Raw genomic sequence first — 16,230 nt, 5'->3', positions numbered from 1 at the left:
GCGGCGCGGAGCGCGGCGGCGGTGCCGGGAATCCGATGGACGGTAAGTCACGGGTCTGTCACGATGTGGCGCATTATGGGATTCTTCGAGGATGTCCCGCAGCCCGTGCCGGCGGCGCCCCTGCCGGTCTCACTGACGGCCTCACTGACGGGGCCCGTGCGCGCTCCCTGGCTGGCGCCGCCGGACCACCAGCTCGGCGGGGTCGTCGCGGCGCCACCCTCGCTCGGGGTCACCGGGGACACCGCCGTCTCGATCGGTGGTGTCGTCGCCTACCCGAGCGGGGTGGAGATCACTCTGGAGGTCCGCCTGCGGCCGGGGACGGCGGCCGGCGCCGATCCGCGGCTGTCCGTGGCCTGGGCACGGGAGGCGCAGCGGATGGTCCGGTTCGGCGTCGTGCTCCCCGGCGGGGCCCGGGTGATCGCGGCCGATCCCGGCGTGCCCCTCGCCGCCCGGCTCGACGCCACCGCGGACACCTCGGGCACGCAGGACGACCCGTTGCTGACCGTCGTGGACTCCTGGGGCCCGGTGGAGGACTGGGCTGGCCCCGGCTTCGTCCAGCCGCCGCAGCCGGCCTACGGGTACGGGTACGGGCCCGGCCTCGCGTATCGCACGTTCACGGCCGGGTTCGCCGGTGGGCGGGCGCCGGACGTCCACCGGCTGCGGTACTGGCTGTGGCCGCTGCCGCCGGCCGGGCCGCTCACGCTGGTCGTCGACTTCCCCGCCCGCGGGCTGGCCGAGTCGCGCGTCACCGTGGACGGCTCCGCGTTGCGCGCGGCTGCCGAGCGGGCCGTGACGCTGTGGCCCGCGGGGGACGGGCTCGACGAGCCCGGCACGCCGCCGGTGGACGTCCCGACCGAGGCCGCGCGGGTGCGGGCGGCCTTCCGGCGCGCCTTCACCGGCGGGCAGGGTGAGGACCACGCCCTGAGCGCCGTCGAGGGCGGGCCGGGGCTGCGGGACGTCCTGGAACGGGTGCGGGAGCGGTTCCCGAGGCAGACCACGGGCGCGCGGGTACTGGTCGGCGAGCCCGTCTTCGTCGATCCCGGGCACGCGCGGGTGCTGTTCGAGGTCGTGGTGCCGGGAGCCTCGCTGGGCGGGGTCTCCGTCGGCGCCGCGGTGCTCGTCGCCGGGGACTGGAAGGTGACGACGCAGACCTACACCGGGGTGCTCGCCCGGTCCGGGATCGGGGTGTTCGCCGGCTGACTCGACCAGGCCGGCCGGCCTGGTCGAGTCAGCCGGCCTGTCGGGTTGTCCTCCGCTCCGGTGGTCAGATGTTCACCGTGCGGATGCGACTCCCGCCAGTCGGGGCGGTGTGGCCCGCCCGTAGGATCACGGCTCGTGGTTGGGCTGCTGGGGCTCACGTCCCTGGTTCGAGGCTTTTCCTGTTCGCCCCTGACCCGGCGGTGCGTCGATGAACGAGGTTGACCTGGCGCGGCTTGCCGCCGTCCTGCCGGACTACACGCTCGGCGACCCGTTGGGGAAGGGCGCGTCCGGCCTGGTGCTGGCCGGGTGGCACCGCGGCATGCATCGTGACGTCGCGGTCAAGGTGATGGCGCGCGGCTACGGCCGGGCGGACGACGGGTTCGCCGCCGAGGCGCGCATCGCGGCCCGCTTCGACCATCCGCACGTCATCCGCGTCTATGACTACGTCGAGCGGGACGGGCTGCGCGTGCTCGTCATGGAGATGCTCGCCGGCGGCACGCTGACCCGGCGCCGCGCCAGGATGAGCCCGCAGGCGGCCTGCGCGGTCGGCCTCGCGGCGGCGTCGGCGCTGACCTACGTCCACGGCCGCGGCGTGCTGCACCGCGACATCAAGCCCGACAACATCCTGTTCGACGCCGCCGGGCAGCTCAAGGTGGCCGACTTCGGGATCGCGAAGATCGTCGACGGGACGAGCCCGGGCGCGAGCACGGTGATCGGGACCCCCCGCTACATGGCGCCCGAACAGCTCTCGGGCGGTCGGCTGATGCCCGCCAGCGACCTCTACTCGTTGGGAGTCGTGCTTCTCGAGCTGCTGACCGGTGCGGAGGCGTTCGACCCGGCGACCTTCGTGCGGCCGGCGGGCGGGCTCGACCGGCCGGCGGGCGGGTTCGGCCCGCACCATGTCGCGACGCCGGCGGCGGACATCGCCGGCCCGGTCGCGGCGGTGGTCGCGAGCACGCTGGCCCGGGACCCGCAGGCGCGGCCGGAATCGGCGAAGGCGTTCGCGCTCTCCCTGGCCCGGGCAGCCGCCGCGGCGTACGGACCGGACTGGTTGGACCGCTGCGGCCTGCCGCTGCACCTCGACGCGGACGTCCGCTCCGAGGCCAATCGCCGCCTGCCGGCGGGGGCCGGGCCGCGGGCGTGGCGCCAGGGGCCGGCGCCGGCCCCAGCCATCGCCGCGGCTCCGGCCCTGACCCCACCTCCGGCCGTGGGGTCCGCACCCGCCGAGGCGGGGTCCGGGGCGCGCGGCCGGACTCCCACGGTGGCCGGGAACCCGACCGTCCGGGGCACGGGGAGCCGCTTCGGCATCGGGCGGCGGGTGGCTCCGCGTCCGGCCGGCCCGCCGCTGGCGGGTCACGCCGGCTGGGTCCTGGCGGCGGACTTCTCCTCGGACGGAGCGATCATGGCCACCAGCGCCAAGGACGGCGAGGTGCTGCTGTGGGACGTCGCCGAACCGGCCGCGCCCCGGTCGATCGGGCGCCTGCCGGACGGCCCCGACGACGGCGTCACGTCGGTCGTGTTCTCGCCTGACGGGCGCACCCTCGCCGGCACCAGCTGGGACGGCTCGCTGCGGCTGTGGGACGTCACCCGGCCCGGTGCTCCCCATCTGCTGGGCAGGCCGCTGAGGGCCCACGCGGGGCCCGTGCGCTCGGCGGCGTTCGCCACCGACGGCCGCATGCTCGCCACCGGAAGCGACGACCGGTCGGTCCAGCTGTGGGACATGGCCGACCGTGGCGCGCCCCGTCCGCTGGGCGGGCCGGTGACCGGCGCGACCTCGTTCGTGACCTCGGTGGCGTTCGCCCCGGACGACCACCTGCTCGTCGCCGCCGGCTACGACCGGGACGTGCTGTTCTGGGACATCACGAACCGGCACGCGCCGCGCCGGCTGGCACGCACCGTCGCCGGGCCCACGTCCGCGCTCGTGGCCGCGTTCGCGCCGGACGGACGGACCCTCGCGACCGGCGGCGTCGACGGTGTGATCCGGCTGTGGGACGTCACCGTCCCGGACCGCCCGACCGCGCTGGGCCGTCCGCTGGCAGGGCACGACAACCGTGTCTGGGCGCTCGCCTTCGCCCCGGACGGCCGCACCCTGGCCAGCGGTGGCTTCGACAATGTGGTCCGGCTGTGGGACACCTCCGAGCGGACCCGCGCGCGGCCGCGTGGCCGGCCGCTGGCGGGCCACGCGGACTGGGTGATGTCGGTCCGGTTCGCCCCGCACGGCCGGATCCTGGCCAGCACCGGCAAGGACCAGACCATCCGGTTGTGGTCCCTGCCGTGAGCCGTTCGCCGGCTCAGCCGGTGGCGCGGCTCCCCGCGGCGCCGGTGCTGTCGGTGCTGTCGGGCGGAACGTCCGCGGGCACGGTCTCGATCAGCGCGCCGATCGAGCGGAGCTTGCCCACCGGGTCCTCGTATCCGCGCTCGAGGAACCGGGTGCCGCTGATCAGGCTGGACCCCTCGGCGACCAGGGCCGCCATCACATAGGCGAACCCGGCACGTAGATCGGGGATCTCCAGGTCGGTGCCGCGCAGCCGGGTGGGACCGCTGACGACCGCCGAGTGCTCGAAGTCCCGGGACGCGAACCGGCACGCCTTGCCGCCCAGGCAGAACGTCGACAGGGCGATGTCCGCGCCCATCTCGTTGAGCTGGCGGGTGTAGCCGAAGCGGTCCTCGTAGATCGTCTCGTGGATCACCGAGGCGCCCTTGGCCTGGGTCAGCAGCACGGCCAGTGGCTGCTGCCAGTCGGTCATGTACCCGGGGTGGACGTCGGTCTGCACGTGCGTCGCGGTGAGCTCGCGCGCCCGGTGGAAGGTCAGCCCGTGCGGGCTCACCTGGAACTCCCCGCCGAGGCGGCGCAGGTGGTTCAGGAAGGTCGCCACGTGCTCCTGGCGGGCCCCGACGACGTCCACCCGGCCGTTGGTCGCGACGGCCGCAGCGGCGAACGAGGCGACCTCGATGCGGTCGGGGATGGCCTCGTGCGTCGCCCCGCGCAGCGCCTCGACGCCCTGCACGACGATCGTGCGGTCGACCTCGACGTCGACCAGCGCGCCCATCTGCTGCAGGAAGAGGATGAGGTCGATGATCTCAGGCTCCACCGCGGCGTTCGAGATCACCGTGGTGCCCTTGGCCCGCACGGCGGCCAGCAGCAGGTTCTCGGTGGCCCCGACGCTCGGGAACGGCAGCGTCACGTGCGCCCCGTGCAGGCCCAGGGTCTTGACCTCGACCGAGCGGAGCTGCTCGATGATCTCCGCGCCCATGGCGCGCAGCCCGCGCAGGTGGAAGTCGACCGGCCGCTTGCCGATCCGGCAGCCGCCGGGCAGCGGGACGACGGCCTCACCGACCCGGTGCAGCAGCGGGCCCATCATCAGGATGGGGATGCGGTTGACCCCGGAGTAGGCCTCGGCGAGCGAGGCGTCCTCGATGCGCGGGGTCGTCACCCGCACCGTGTGCGAGTCGAGCCACTCGACCTGCGTTCCCAGCTCGGCGAGCATGCCGAGGACGACGTCCACCTCGACGATGCGCGGCACCCGGCTCAGCGTGCAGGGCTCGGGGGTCAGCAGGGTGGCGACGAGCAGCTTGGTGACCGAGTTCTTGGCGCCGGAGACCTCGACGGACCCGGTGAGCGGCGCACCGCCGACGATCCTGTACCAGTGGCGGTCCGAACCCGCGGGTGTGGTCGTACCGGAACTGGGTTCCCTCACGGGCTGCCTCCACGGCGATGAGTCGGATGCGCCAGGTTTTCGGTGCGTCAGCTCCTGGCTGAAGCCGGGGAGATTCAATCAGACCGAGTGACCGGCGCCACGGGGCGTCCGGGCACGTGCCGCGGTGGCGCGATGGGCGAACATGTGTTCGAATACGTTCCGTGCGGATGATCGCGGAGAGCTACCGGCCCGGACCACTGCCGCCGGCGACGCCCCGCCGTGGGTGGCGGAGGTCCGGATCAGACGGTGCCGGCCCGGGTCAGATGGCCGTGGTCGACGGGCCCGATCCCGGCGCCGAGCGGGAAGCCGGCGGCGAGCGCTCCGGTCACATATGTCTTGGCCGCCCGCACCGCGGTCGGGACGTCGTCGCCCCGCGCCAGGTGCGCGGCGATCGCGGAGGCGAGCGTGCAGCCCGTCCCGTGGGTGTGCTCGCGCGGCAGCCGTTCGGCGCGCAGCAGGATGTCGGTCGACCCGTCGGTCAGCAGGTCGACGGCGTCGCCCGGCAGGTGGCCCCCCTTGACCAGCACCCACGCCGGGCCCAGGGCGAGCAGGGCCGCCGCGGCGCGATGCAGGTCGGTCTCGTCGGTGACCTCGATGCCGGTCAGCAGTCGCACCTCGTCCAGGTTCGGGGTGACGACGGTCGCGCGGGGGAGGAGCTCGGTGCGCAGCACGTCCACCGCGTCGGCGGCCAGCAGCGGGTCGCCGTGCTTGGAGACCCCCACCGGGTCGACCACGCACGGTGCCCCCAGCCCGGCGAGCTCCCGCGCCACCACCCCGACGAGGGGCGCGGAGGAGAGCATCCCGGTCTTCACCGCGTCCACGCCGATGTCGTCGGCGACGGCGCGGATCTGTGCGCGCACCGCCTCCGGGGGGAGGTCCCAGACGCCCTGCACGCCGAGGGAGTTCTGCGCCGTCACCGAGGTGATCGCGCTCATCCCGTGCACACCGAGCGCCAGCATCGTTTTGAGATCCGCCTGGATGCCGGCGCCGCCCCCGGAGTCCGATCCGGCGATGGTCAACACCCGGGGCGGGGCCGGGTTCGGTGGTATCGCTGGCGTCATGGCGTGTGGATCCTCACAGTGAGGTCTGGAGCGGGCCTGGCGGGCCTGAAACGGCCGAGTTCACCGGCTGAGGGGCGCGGTTCCTCCGTGCCAGTCGGGCGATCAGAGCAAATTCCTCGCCGCAGACCCTCTCATCCGGCCCGTTTGCCTGTTACCTTCTGTCAGCCCGTGTCTGCTCGACGGGCTGTCGACGTCCGACGAGGGAGCGTCTGTGGTCCACGCGTATATCCTTATCCAGACCGAGGTCGGCAAGTCGGCATCGGTGGCCAAGGAGATCGAGCAGATCCCGGGGGTCACCCAGGCCGAGGATGTGACCGGTCCCTATGACGTCATTGTGCGCGCGCAGGCGGCCAGCGTCGATGACCTGGGAAAACTCGTGATGTCACGAGTCCAGTCGGTTGACGGCATCACTCGTACCCTGACGTGCCCCGTCGTCCATTTCTGACTCGGCACGACCCGTCCGCCGGCTCGTGCCCCAGGGCACGGGCTGCGCGGCGGGTCCGGCTTCTCCCGCTCTGTATCGCGGGTCTGACGGGTCTGGCGGGTCCGCTCACCGCGTGTGGTGGGCCCGGGCCTGTGGCGATCACCGGCGCGCCCGCGCCGGCCGGTGCGGACCGGGCGTCCTGCGAGGCACTGACCGCCGCTCTGCCCGACTCGCTGGGTGACGGTCTCGACCGCCGTGAGGTGGAGCCTCCCGTTCCGACCACGGCGGCGTTCGGGTCCGACCCGGTCGTTCTCACCTGTGGAGCCTCCGGCGTCGCGGCGACCTACCGGCCTGACTCGACCCTCTCCGAGGTCGACCAGGTCGCCTGGTTCACCGAGGACGTCGGTTCCCAGGTCCGCTACTCCACCCCGACCAGGACCCCTCAGGTGGTGCTGACCCTGCCGGCGGACCGGCAGGCGTTCGAGGTCCTGGTGGCCCTGGCGCCGGCGGTTCGCGCGCACACCAGGTCCACGACCGCCTGACGCCGGGTCCGGGGCGGGCCAGGCTCTGGGCTCAGGCCGCCGGGCCCCGGGTTCGGGTCCGGGTGGCGTCGGGCCTCGCCTCACGGTGGCGTCAGGCCGGCGTCAGCGAAGGCCCGCGCCGTCGCGCAGGGCGAGCTGGACGAGGCGGTCCACCAGGGCCGCGTAGTCGATCCCGGAGGCCGCCCACATCCGCGGGTACATCGACATCGGGGTGAACCCGGGCATCGTGTTGACCTCGTTGAGGACGATCTCGCCCGAGGGCGTGACGAACATGTCGACCCGCGCCAGCCCGGCGCAGTCCAACGCCTCGAACGCGGCGACCGCGGTCGCGCGGACCCGCTCGGTCAGCTCACCCGGCAGGCGCGCGGGCACGTCGAAGACGGCTCCGTCCGAGAGGTACTTTGCCTCGAAATCGTAGAAGCCGGCCGACGAGGTGATGGTGACCTCGGCCGGCACGCTCGCCTGTGGGCCGGAGCCGTCGAGGCTGTCGAGAACGCCGCACTCGATCTCGCGGCCGACGACCGCCGCCTCGACGAGTGTCTTCGGGTCGCTGGCCCGGGCTGTCTTCAGCGCCGTGTCGAGGTCGGCCCAGGCGTCCACCCGGCTGATGCCGATGCTGGAGCCGCCGCGCGCGGGCTTGACGAAGACGGGGAGCCCGAGCCGCTCGCGGTCGGGCTCCGACAGCGAGCGGCCGGGCCGCAGGACGGCGTAGGGGCCGACGGGCAGGCCGGCTGCGGCGAGCATGCTCTTCATGTGCTGCTTGTCCATGGCCGCGGCGCTGGCGAACACTCCGGAGCCCACGTAGGGCAGCCCGGCCATCTCGAGCAGGCCCTGGATCGTGCCGTCCTCGCCGAACGGCCCGTGCAGCAACGGGAAGACCACGTCAACGGGGCCCAGGTCGCGCAGCGCCGCGGACGGGTCGTGCACCACCACCGGCGCCGCGGACGGGCTCGGGGGCAGCGTGACGGCCAGGCCGGTCGACGCGTCGACGACGGGGAGATCCGTGCCCACCGGGGCGAGCGCCGGACTGTCGTCGGGCAGCACCGCCCAGCGGCCCTCGGTGTCGATGCCGACCGGGATCACGTCGTAACGGGACCGGTCGAGCGCCCGCAGCACCCCGCCGGCGGACACGCACGAGATCGAATGCTCCGTGCTACGGCCGCCGAACAGAAGGACGAGCCGAACCCTGCGCGTGGAGGCTCCCATGCCGGGACAGTAGCCGATGCCCATGGAGCCCTGGCCGAAGCCCTCCAGAGGGCCGCCCGGCCTGTCTACAGGCCGCCGCGGTGCCGCCCGGTCAGGTCGCTGTGGCGGGATCCGGGCGCCGGCCGGGTCAGCCGCGGGTGACCTTGCCCGCCTTCAGGCACGAGGTGCAGACGTTGAGCCGCTTGGGCGTACGGCCGACCATCGCCCGGACGGTCTGGATGTTGGGGTTCCAACGACGGCGGGTGCGCCGGTGGGAGTGGGAGACCGACATGCCGAAGCCCGGCCCCTTGCCGCAGACGTCACACACCGAAGACACGAGAACACTCCGTCAATCGCGATGGCCGGGAACTGCCGGCCGCTCTAGCCTGTAGTCGACTGCGAGGCTACCCCAGTCGTGGCGATCGAGGTCGCCGCGGCCTGCGCCGGTGGGTGAGAGACCCGCGCCGATGGGCGGAAGAGGCGATCGGCCTGCCCGGGCGTCCGTGGCGGGGACGAGCCGGCTGTCGAGAGTGGCCGGCCCCCCGACGTCCGAGACCGGGACGAGCCGGCCACCGAGAGTGTCGGTGGTGCGGTGCAGTATCGAAGAGTGCTCGACCTTGACACCCCGCTGAAGGGCCCGCTGGGAACGCGCACCGCCGCGCTGCTCGCCGACGGCCTGGAACTCGACACCGTCGGGGATCTCCTCGACCACCTCCCGCGGCGCTACCACGAGCGCGGCGAGCTCACCGATCTCCACGAGCTCGCCGTCGGCGAGATCGCCACCGTGCAGGCCCGGGTGACGAAGGTCGTCCGGCACCAGGGCCGGCCCGGGTCGGGCGGCGGGCCCCGCCGGCGCGGCGGTGGTGGCCGCACGGAGATCACGGTCACCGACGGCCGCGGTGAGCTCTCGCTGGTGTTCTTCAACCAGCAGTGGCGGGCGAAGGAGCTCGTCCCCGGCACGACCGCGCTGTTCGCCGGCAAGGTGGCCGAGTTCCGCGGCCGGCGCCAGCTCATCCATCCCGAGGTCCATCTCCTCGACGCGCCAGACCCCGAAGACGACGCCGACGGGGCCGACGGCATCGACGGAGCCAGCGGTGCCGATGGAGTCGGCGTCGTCGAAGGAGCCGGCGGTGCCGGGAGCGGCGCCGCGGCGGCGGGCGAGCCGGCCCCGGTGGCCGCCGGATTCGCCGGCTCCCTCGTCCCGATCTACCCGGCCACGGCGAAGATCACGAGCTGGACGCTGGCGCGCTGCCTGCGGCTGGTGCTCGACTCGCTCGGCGAGCTGGACGATCCACTTCCGGCGGTGCTGCGGTCCCGGCATCGCCTCGCCAGCCTGCGCAGAGCCTACGAACTGGCCCACCGCCCGACCTCGCGGGCCGACATCGCCGTCGCCCGCACCCGGCTGAAGTGGGACGAGGCGCTCGTCGTGCAGGTCGCCCTCGCCCAGCGGCGCCGGCGCGCGGAGCTGGCCGCCACGGTGTCCCGGCCGGGGTGCGCCGGCGGCCTGCTCGACGCGTTCGACGCCGCGCTGCCGTTCGCGCTGACCGACGGCCAGCGCGAGGTGGGGGAGACCATCGCGGCCGAGATGGCCAGGGCGTTCCCGATGCACCGGCTGCTGCAGGGCGAGGTCGGCTCGGGCAAGACGGTGGTCGCCGTGCGGGCCATGCTCACCGCCGTCGACTCGGGCGGCCAGGCCGTCATGCTGGCACCCACCGAGACGCTGGCGGCCCAGCATCACCGCAGCCTGCTCAAACTGCTCGGCGACCAGGCCCGGGCCGGTGAGCTCGGGGTGGACGGCCCCGCGACCAGGGTGGCGCTGCTGACCGGCTCGATGCCGGCCCGGGCCCGGCGCGAGGTGCTCGCTGCCGTCGCCGACGGCAGCGTCGGCCTCGTCGTCGGCACCCACGCGCTGCTCGGCGCGGACGTCGCCTTCGCCGACCTGGCCCTGGTCGTCGTCGACGAGCAGCACCGGTTCGGCGTGGAACAGCGCGACGAGTTGCGCTCGCGGGGCCGGCGCCCGCCGCACCTGCTCGTCATGACCGCGACGCCCATCCCGCGCACCGTGGCCATGACGGTGTTCGGTGATCTCGAGGTCTCCACGCTGAACCAGCTCCCGGCGGGGCGCTCGCCGATCTCGACCTTCGTCGTCCCCGCGGCGAAGAGTCACTTCATGGACCGGATGTGGGGCCGGGTGCGCGACGAGGTCGCCGCCGGGCACCAGGCGTACGTGGTGTGCCCCCGGGTCGGCGACGGCGAGGGCGGCGAAGGCGGAGACGGCGGCGAGGAGCCGTCCGGGCCGCCCGCGAGCGGGGCCGGCCCGCGGGAAGGGGAGCGCGTCGGCGCGACGGTCACCGAGGTGCTGCCCCGGCTCGCCACGGGCGAGCTCGCCGGCCTGCGCGTCGAGGGCCTGCACGGGCGGCTGCCCTCCCCGGTCCGGGACGAGATCATGACCCGCTTCGCCGCCGGCGAGGTGGACGTCCTGGTGGCCACCACAGTGATCGAGGTCGGCGTGGACGTCCCGAACGCCACCGTCATGATCATCATGGATGCCGACTGGTTCGGGGTGTCCCAGCTGCACCAGCTGCGCGGCCGGGTGGGGCGGGGCAGTGCGCCCGGGGTGTGCCTGCTGCACACCTCCGTCGACGGCGCCGCGCCGGCCGCCGAGCGCCTGCTGGCCGTCGCCGCGACGTCGGACGGCGCCGAGCTGGCCCGGCTCGACCTCGCCCAGCGGCGGGAGGGCGACGTCCTCGGTGCGGCCCAGTCCGGCGGGCGCCGGTCGCTGCGCCTGCTCGAGCTGCTGCGGGACGAGGACCTCATCCGCGCCGCACGCGAGGAGGCCGGGGCGCTCGTGGCGGCGGACCCCGAGCTCGAGGGCCAGCCGGCCCTGCAGCGCCGGCTCACGGCCGCGTTGGACGAGGCCAGCGCGGCCTTCCTGGAGAAGGGCTGACCTGGCGATGACGCGGATCGTGGGCGGGCACGCCGGGGGGGCGGCGGCTGGTGGTGCCGCCGGGCGGCGCGACCAGGCCCACCTCCGAACGGACGAGGGAGGGCTTGTTCAACACACTCGCGACGCTGGTGGATCTCGCTGGAGCAAGGGTCGCGGACCTGTACGCGGGCTCCGGCGCGGTCGGGTTCGAGGCGTTGTCCCGCGGCGCGGTGCACGCCCTGCTCGTCGACCGGGACGCGACGGCGGTGCGCACCCTGCGCCGCAACGCGGAGGCCCTCGGCCTGGCGGGCGCCGAGGTGGTGCGCTCGGCGGTGGAACGGGTCCTGTCCGCCACCCCGGCCGAGGCCTACGACGTGGTCTTCCTCGATCCGCCCTACGCCCTGCCCGGCGCCGAGCTCGACGGCGTGCTCGGGCAGCTGGTCGGCGGCGGCTGGCTGGCCCCGGGCGCGGTCTGTGTGGTCGAGCGCGCGTACCGGAGCGGTCCCGTGACCTGGCCGGACGGCCTCATAGCACTGCGTGAGCGCAGGTACGGAGAGGGGGTCCTCTGGTACGGTAATCGATCATGAGGAGGGCAGTCTGTCCCGGATCGTTCGACCCCATCACCAACGGTCACCTCGACATCATCGTCAGAGCGAGCAAGCTCTTCGACGAGGTCGTCGTCGCCGTTCTGATCAATAAATCGAAGGCACATCTGTTCACGATCGAAGAACGGATCGACCTCATCCGGGATGCGGTGCGCAGCCATCCCGACGCACCCACCAACGTCGTAGTGGACTCGTCGCACGGCCTGCTGGTCGACTTCTGCCGGGTGCGCGGCATCCAGTCCATTGTCAAGGGCCTGCGGGCCGTCAGTGATTTCGACTACGAGCTGCAGATGGCGCAGATGAACCACTCGCTGGCCGGAGTGGAGACCCTGTTCATGAGTACGAACCCGCAGTACGCGTTCCTCTCCTCGAGCCTTGTCAAGGAAGTCGCCCGCTACGGCGGCGACGTCTCCGGGCTGGTGCCGGACGTCGTCCTCAAGGGCCTGCGGGACCGCTCCGCGCCCTAGTCGCCCGAGTGTGGACCGATCGCCGGCGGCACCCCTGTGGGTGCCGCCGGCGGGAGTCTGCCATCAAGTAGTCGTTGTGTTTCTGTTGTGATGGCGTGTGCGTGGCGGGGTCGTATCGTCGCGTCGCGTCGATATCGGGCTTCCGGGTCCTCCTGGCGGGTCCGTGTCGGTTAGCGGAGTGTCGCTGCCGGGTGCTCCGTCGGCCGGTCGTAACCTACCGGTCATGGATGATCTCGCTGAGCGCCTCGACCTGATCATCGCTGTGGTCGAGGGGGCGCGGGCGATGCCGCTGACGACGTCCTGCGTGCTCAACCGCGCCGAGATGCTCGAGGCGCTGGAGGACCTGCGGGCGCGGCTGCCCGAGCGGCTGGCCGACGCCGACCGGGTACTGGCGGACAGCGAGGCGATCATCGACGACGCGCACCGGCGGGCCGCCGCGATCGTGGCCGACGGCCGGCGCGAGGGCGTCCGACTGGCCTCGGGCAGCGCGGTGGTCGCCCAGGCGGAGGCCGACGCCGCGGCGATCATCGCGGCCGCCCGCCAGGCGTCGGACGACATGCGCAGCCAGATCGACTCCTACGTCGACGGCAAGCTGGCCGGGTTCGAGGAGGTCCTCGACCGCACGCTCGCCTCGGTCGCCCGGGGCCGTGAGCGGCTGGCCTCCCGTGGCGCTGTGGCGGGCGGGGCCGGCGCCCACGGCGGGGCCGGCGGTCCGGCCGGCCCGCACCAGTTCGGGGGAGTGGGGCCGGCGGCGGCCGCACCGGTGGGCTCGTGGTCGGCGGCGGTCGGCGCCGGCGGAACGGACCTCCACCCGGCGGTCTCCGGCGGCCAGGCGGGCCCGGAGGCGGCTTTCTCCGGCGCTGGCGGTCCGCACGCTGGCGGTCCGCACGCTGGCGGTCCGCACGCCGACGGGATGCACGGCGGTGGGATCGATCCGGCTGGCGTCAACGCCGCCGGCGCCGGCCCGGCCGGTCTCGGTGGGCCGCTGAACGCCGCCGCCGCGCCCGGGCAGCGGATGGACCCCGACCGGCCGGAGGACGGCGAGCGGTGGGCCGGTGTGCCCGCCGCGCGCGGTGGCATGACGGGCCATGTCCGGCTGACCTCCGGCGCGGGAGCACCGATCGGATAGTCTGGTGGTCCGTGCCCGGTGACGTGGGCGCGTCCTCTCGACACATCCAGGTCGTCACCCAGGTCGTTCGGCCTCCGGGCCGGGCCGGCCGGCGTCCACGCCGATCGGTTCACGGCCGGCCGGGTGGCGGCGATTCGGGAGGCTCGGGGCGGGTGTATTCCGGGTCCGTACGACCGGTGCCCGTCCCCAGGTCACTCCGACACCGACCGCGACGTGAGAACATCTGCTGTGACAGCCATGACCACACAACGAGCCCGTCGGCGCGCCCCCAGGGGGCCCTACGTCCTCGACACCCGAGAGCTCGGCCGCCGGCCGGGCTCGCTGCGGCGTGTCGAGACGACGATCATCCAGCCGTCGGATTTCGGCACCGAGCTGGTGCGCGTGCCCACCGGTGCCGCCGTCGAGCTCGACCTGCGGCTCGAGTCCGTCATGGAGGGCGTCCTCGTGAGCGGGGTGGTCACCGTCCCCCTCGTCGGCGAGTGCGGCCGCTGCCTCGACGAGGTCTCCGACTCGGCGTCCGTGGAGATCCTCGAGCTGTTCTACTACCCGGAGCGGGCCGTCGAGACCGAGGACGAGGACGACACCAGCGTCCTCGTGGACGATCACGTCGATCTCGAGCCGGTGGTGCGTGACGCCGTCGTGCTCAGCCTCCCGCTGTCGCCGGTCTGCCGTCCCGACTGTGCCGGCCTGTGCGTCGACTGCGGTGGGCGGCTCGACGATCTCGGGCCGGACCATTCCCACACCCAGCAGGACCCGAGGTGGGCGGCTCTGTCCGGCCTTGCCGAGGCCCCTGCCACCACCGATAACAAGGAGAAGGACTAGTGGCAGTCCCGAAGCGGCGCACCTCGCGCAGCAACACCCGGTCCCGTCGGGCGCAGTGGAAGGCCAAGGCGCCGGCGCTGGCCAAGTGCTCGCGCGGGCACACGATCCGGCCGCACACCATGTGCCCGACCTGCGGCCGTTACAACGATCGCCAGGTGCTCGACGTCTGACCACGGTATGGCACGTGTCGCTGTCGACCTGATCGGAGCGGGCTCCCCGCCGGGCGACCTGCTCGGCGAGATCACCGCCGTCCTCGATGCCGATCCGCGGGTGACCCTGACCGTGGTGGCGCCCACGGACACGGTCGCCCCCGTGCTCGCCGAGTACGGTGTGCTCGAGGGCGGCCGCGTCCGGCTGGTGAACGCGTCACGTGGCGTGGCGCCGGGCCCCGAGGCGCTGCGTGAGGTACGTGCGCTGCGTGAGGCCGGGGTCCGCGTCGCGGCCCGTCTCGTCCGGGACGGCCACGCCGACGCGATGGTCTCCGTGGCCCCGCTCGAAGCGGTCATCGCGGCGGCCGGGTTCACGTTCGGGCTGGTGCCCGGCGCGACCCGGGCCGCCGCGGCCGCGGTCGTCGGGCCGGCCGAGTCCCCGGTGATCCTCTGCGACGCGGGCGGCTCGGTCGACGTGACCGCCGACGAGCTGGCCCAGTTCGCCCTCGCGGGCGCATGCCTGGCGCGCGTCCGGCACGGTGTCGGCGCTCCGGCGGTCGGGCTGCTGTCGGCGCGGCCAGCCCTCCTGGACCCGCTGCGCCGCTCGGCCGGTGACCTGCTCGCGTCGCTGGGCCTCGACCTCGTCGGTCCGGTAACCGCCGACAGGCTCCGGACCGGAACCGGCGTCGACGTCGTCGTCACTGACGGATACACCGGTGACGTGGTGCTCTCCGCGCTGTACCCCAGCGCGCGCCGGGCACGGCCCGAGACGGACCCGGCCTGCTGGCAGGCGAACAGTTCGGACCTTCAGGGGGGAATCATCGTGCTGGGAGTGGACGGTACGGCCGTCCGAGCGGGTGGGCCGGCCGCGACGGCCCCGGTGGGGCCGGGAGCGCTGCCGGAGGCTGTCCGCGCCGCCGTGGGCGCCGCGCGCGCCGGGCTTTCCGGGGCGGTGCGGCAGGCCATGGCGACGCTCGTCGACCGCCGCCGGGAACTGGCGGGGCTGTCCCGATGAGCCGGTCGCAGTCGGTTCCCCCGCCGCGGGACGGATTGGTCGAGGCGCTCGACGTCCACATCGACCCCGAGCTGCTCGACCGCGCGCTGACCCACCGCTCGTACGCGTACGAGAACGGCGGGCTGCCCACGAACGAGCGGCTGGAGTTCCTCGGCGACGCGGTGCTCGGTCTGATCGTCACGGCCGCGCTGTTCCGCCGGCATCCCGACCTCCCCGAGGGGCAGCTCGCCAAGCAGCGTGCCTCGGTGGTGAACATGCGGGCACTGGCCGACGTCGCGCGGCTGATCGGTACGGCGGGTATCGGGCCGTACCTGCTCCTCGGTCGCGGCGAGGAGGCGACCGGCGGGCGGGACAAGCCCAGCATCCTGGCCGACACGCTGGAGGCGGTGATCGGGGCCGTCTACCTTTCGAACAGCCTCGACGTGGCCTCCGGGTTCGTCCACCGGCTCTTCGACCCACTCCTCGACGAGGCGGCCGGGCGCGGCGCCGGGCTGGACTGGAAGACCTCGCTGCAGGAGCAGACGGCTCTGCTGGGCCTCGGCCCGCCCGACTACGCCGTCACCGAGGCCGGCCCCGATCACGCGAAGCGGTTCACCGCGTTCGCGCGGGTCGCCGGCGAGGTGCTCGGCGAGGGTGAGGGCGGTAGCAAGAAGGAGGCCGAGCAGCGCGCCGCGGCCGCCGCCTTCGCGGTGCTCGAGAAGCGCTCGGCGGTGAACGCCGAGGACGAGCTGACGGCCGGCGCGGCCGCCGATCCGGGCGATACCGCCACCGCTTCCGGCAAAGGCGCCTCCGCTCCGGGTAACGGCGCCGCCGGACCGGGTGGCACCGCCGCCGGTTCGGGTAACGGAGCTGCCGCTTCGGTCAACGGCGCCGCGTCGGGCCGGGCGTCCGCGGTGGACGGAACGGGGCCGGCGAGCGGTGCGGACGTGGACGTGGCGGTGAGGGCCGGCGCCGCCCAGGGCGACTCGACGCCGGCAGCGCGGGACTCCCGATGACTCTCGCCATTG

The 16,230-nt window shown here is 74.0% G+C and carries 15 protein-coding genes and 1 pseudogene; 12 read left to right on the top strand and 4 right to left on the bottom strand.

From position 1 onward, the window contains the following. Positions 1-75 precede the first annotated feature (75 nt). Both E0504_RS23645 and E0504_RS23640 read left to right on the top strand, forming a co-directional pair. Positions 76-1,200, top strand: coding sequence for a hypothetical protein (locus E0504_RS23645; protein ID WP_243657595.1), 1,125 nt, complete (start codon positions 76-78; stop codon positions 1,198-1,200). 208 nt (positions 1,201-1,408) lie between these two features. Next, a complete protein-coding gene (locus tag E0504_RS23640; protein ID WP_131625901.1) occupies positions 1,409-3,478 on the top strand; it encodes a WD40 repeat domain-containing serine/threonine protein kinase in 2,070 nt (689 codons plus the stop codon). Positions 3,479-3,491: 13 nt separating this feature from the next. Here E0504_RS23640 and murA read toward each other — a convergent pair whose 3' ends face one another. Both murA and thiD read right to left on the bottom strand, forming a co-directional pair. Next, complete coding sequence (gene murA / locus E0504_RS23635; protein ID WP_071060631.1) at positions 3,492-4,898, bottom strand: UDP-N-acetylglucosamine 1-carboxyvinyltransferase; 1,407 nt, start codon at positions 4,896-4,898, stop codon at positions 3,492-3,494. A gap of 239 nt (positions 4,899-5,137) precedes the next feature. Next, complete coding sequence (thiD, locus tag E0504_RS23630; protein WP_112105292.1) at positions 5,138-5,959, bottom strand: bifunctional hydroxymethylpyrimidine kinase/phosphomethylpyrimidine kinase; 822 nt, start codon at positions 5,957-5,959, stop codon at positions 5,138-5,140. A gap of 211 nt (positions 5,960-6,170) precedes the next feature. Between thiD and E0504_RS23625 the strand changes: the two genes are divergently transcribed. Continuing rightward, positions 6,171-6,404 (top strand): Lrp/AsnC family transcriptional regulator, encoded by a 234-nt coding sequence (locus E0504_RS23625; RefSeq protein WP_018504536.1) that lies wholly within the window; start codon positions 6,171-6,173, stop codon positions 6,402-6,404. After that, complete coding sequence (locus tag E0504_RS23620) at positions 6,401-6,925, top strand: DUF3515 family protein (RefSeq protein ID WP_373693930.1); 525 nt, start codon at positions 6,401-6,403, stop codon at positions 6,923-6,925. Before E0504_RS23625 ends, E0504_RS23620 begins: the two co-directional genes overlap by 4 nt. Positions 6,926-7,027: 102 nt before the next feature. On the opposite strand, the gene E0504_RS23615 is transcribed toward E0504_RS23620, so the two are convergent. Further along, entirely contained in the window at positions 7,028-8,131 is a 1,104-nt protein-coding gene (locus tag E0504_RS23615) for a D-alanine--D-alanine ligase family protein (protein ID WP_112105309.1), read from the bottom strand. A gap of 127 nt (positions 8,132-8,258) precedes the next feature. Continuing rightward, positions 8,259-8,447, bottom strand: a complete 189-nt coding sequence (gene rpmB, locus E0504_RS23610) for a 50S ribosomal protein L28 (protein WP_006545176.1) — start codon at positions 8,445-8,447, stop codon at positions 8,259-8,261. Between the two features lie 270 nt (positions 8,448-8,717). Here rpmB and E0504_RS23605 point away from each other — a divergent pair, with 270 nt between their 5' ends. The 8 genes and pseudogenes from E0504_RS23605 (at position 8,718) to rnc (ending at position 16,218) form a co-directional block, all read left to right on the top strand. Further along, the gene (locus tag E0504_RS23605) at positions 8,718-11,057 is read left to right on the top strand and encodes an ATP-dependent DNA helicase RecG (protein ID WP_112105294.1); all 2,340 of its coding nucleotides are present in this window, start codon (positions 8,718-8,720) and stop codon (positions 11,055-11,057) included. 7 nt (positions 11,058-11,064) lie between these two features. Next, positions 11,065-11,623 (top strand): annotated as a pseudogene (gene rsmD, locus E0504_RS23600) (16S rRNA (guanine(966)-N(2))-methyltransferase RsmD). Further along, the gene (coaD, locus tag E0504_RS23595) at positions 11,620-12,108 is read left to right on the top strand and encodes a pantetheine-phosphate adenylyltransferase (protein ID WP_020458767.1); all 489 of its coding nucleotides are present in this window, start codon (positions 11,620-11,622) and stop codon (positions 12,106-12,108) included. The pseudogene rsmD and the gene coaD overlap by 4 nt, the downstream one beginning before the upstream one ends. Positions 12,109-12,331: 223 nt before the next feature. After that, complete coding sequence (locus tag E0504_RS23590) at positions 12,332-13,237, top strand: hypothetical protein (protein WP_131625899.1); 906 nt, start codon at positions 12,332-12,334, stop codon at positions 13,235-13,237. A 237-nt stretch (positions 13,238-13,474) separates the two neighbouring features. Beyond that, the gene (locus E0504_RS23585; protein WP_020458769.1) at positions 13,475-14,059 is read left to right on the top strand and encodes a DUF177 domain-containing protein; all 585 of its coding nucleotides are present in this window, start codon (positions 13,475-13,477) and stop codon (positions 14,057-14,059) included. Beyond that, positions 14,059-14,229: a 50S ribosomal protein L32 gene (gene rpmF, locus E0504_RS23580; protein ID WP_020458770.1), complete on the top strand. Its 171-nt coding sequence runs from the start codon at positions 14,059-14,061 to the stop codon at positions 14,227-14,229. The genes E0504_RS23585 and rpmF overlap by 1 nt, the downstream gene beginning before the upstream one ends. 7 nt (positions 14,230-14,236) lie before the next feature. Further along, a complete protein-coding gene (locus E0504_RS23575; protein WP_112105296.1) occupies positions 14,237-15,223 on the top strand; it encodes a phosphate starvation-inducible protein PhoH in 987 nt (328 codons plus the stop codon). Beyond that, complete coding sequence (rnc, locus tag E0504_RS23570) at positions 15,220-16,218, top strand: ribonuclease III (protein WP_112105297.1); 999 nt, start codon at positions 15,220-15,222, stop codon at positions 16,216-16,218. The genes E0504_RS23575 and rnc overlap by 4 nt, the downstream gene beginning before the upstream one ends. Positions 16,219-16,230 lie beyond the last annotated feature (12 nt).

The organism is Parafrankia sp. BMG5.11 (genome assembly GCF_004337455.1).
This window is presented reverse-complemented; position numbering and strand designations above follow the sequence as displayed.

What these genes read in the sequence shown, in the direction of transcription:
- E0504_RS23645 (WP_243657595.1), top strand. Translation starts at nt 76, where the DNA reads ATGGGATTCTTCGAGGATGTCCCGCAGCCCGTGCCGGCGGCGCCCCTG.
- E0504_RS23640 (WP_131625901.1), top strand. Translation starts at nt 1,409, where the DNA reads ATGAACGAGGTTGACCTGGCGCGGCTTGCCGCCGTCCTGCCGGACTAC.
- thiD (WP_112105292.1), bottom strand. Translation starts at nt 5,959, where the DNA reads ATGACGCCAGCGATACCACCGAACCCGGCCCCGCCCCGGGTGTTGACC.
- E0504_RS23615 (WP_112105309.1), bottom strand. Translation starts at nt 8,131, where the DNA reads ATGGGAGCCTCCACGCGCAGGGTTCGGCTCGTCCTTCTGTTCGGCGGC.
- coaD (WP_020458767.1), top strand. Translation starts at nt 11,620, where the DNA reads ATGAGGAGGGCAGTCTGTCCCGGATCGTTCGACCCCATCACCAACGGT.
- E0504_RS23590 (WP_131625899.1), top strand. Translation starts at nt 12,332, where the DNA reads ATGGATGATCTCGCTGAGCGCCTCGACCTGATCATCGCTGTGGTCGAG.
- E0504_RS23585 (WP_020458769.1), top strand. Translation starts at nt 13,475, where the DNA reads ATGACCACACAACGAGCCCGTCGGCGCGCCCCCAGGGGGCCCTACGTC.
- E0504_RS23575 (WP_112105296.1), top strand. Translation starts at nt 14,237, where the DNA reads ATGGCACGTGTCGCTGTCGACCTGATCGGAGCGGGCTCCCCGCCGGGC.
- rnc (WP_112105297.1), top strand. Translation starts at nt 15,220, where the DNA reads ATGAGCCGGTCGCAGTCGGTTCCCCCGCCGCGGGACGGATTGGTCGAG.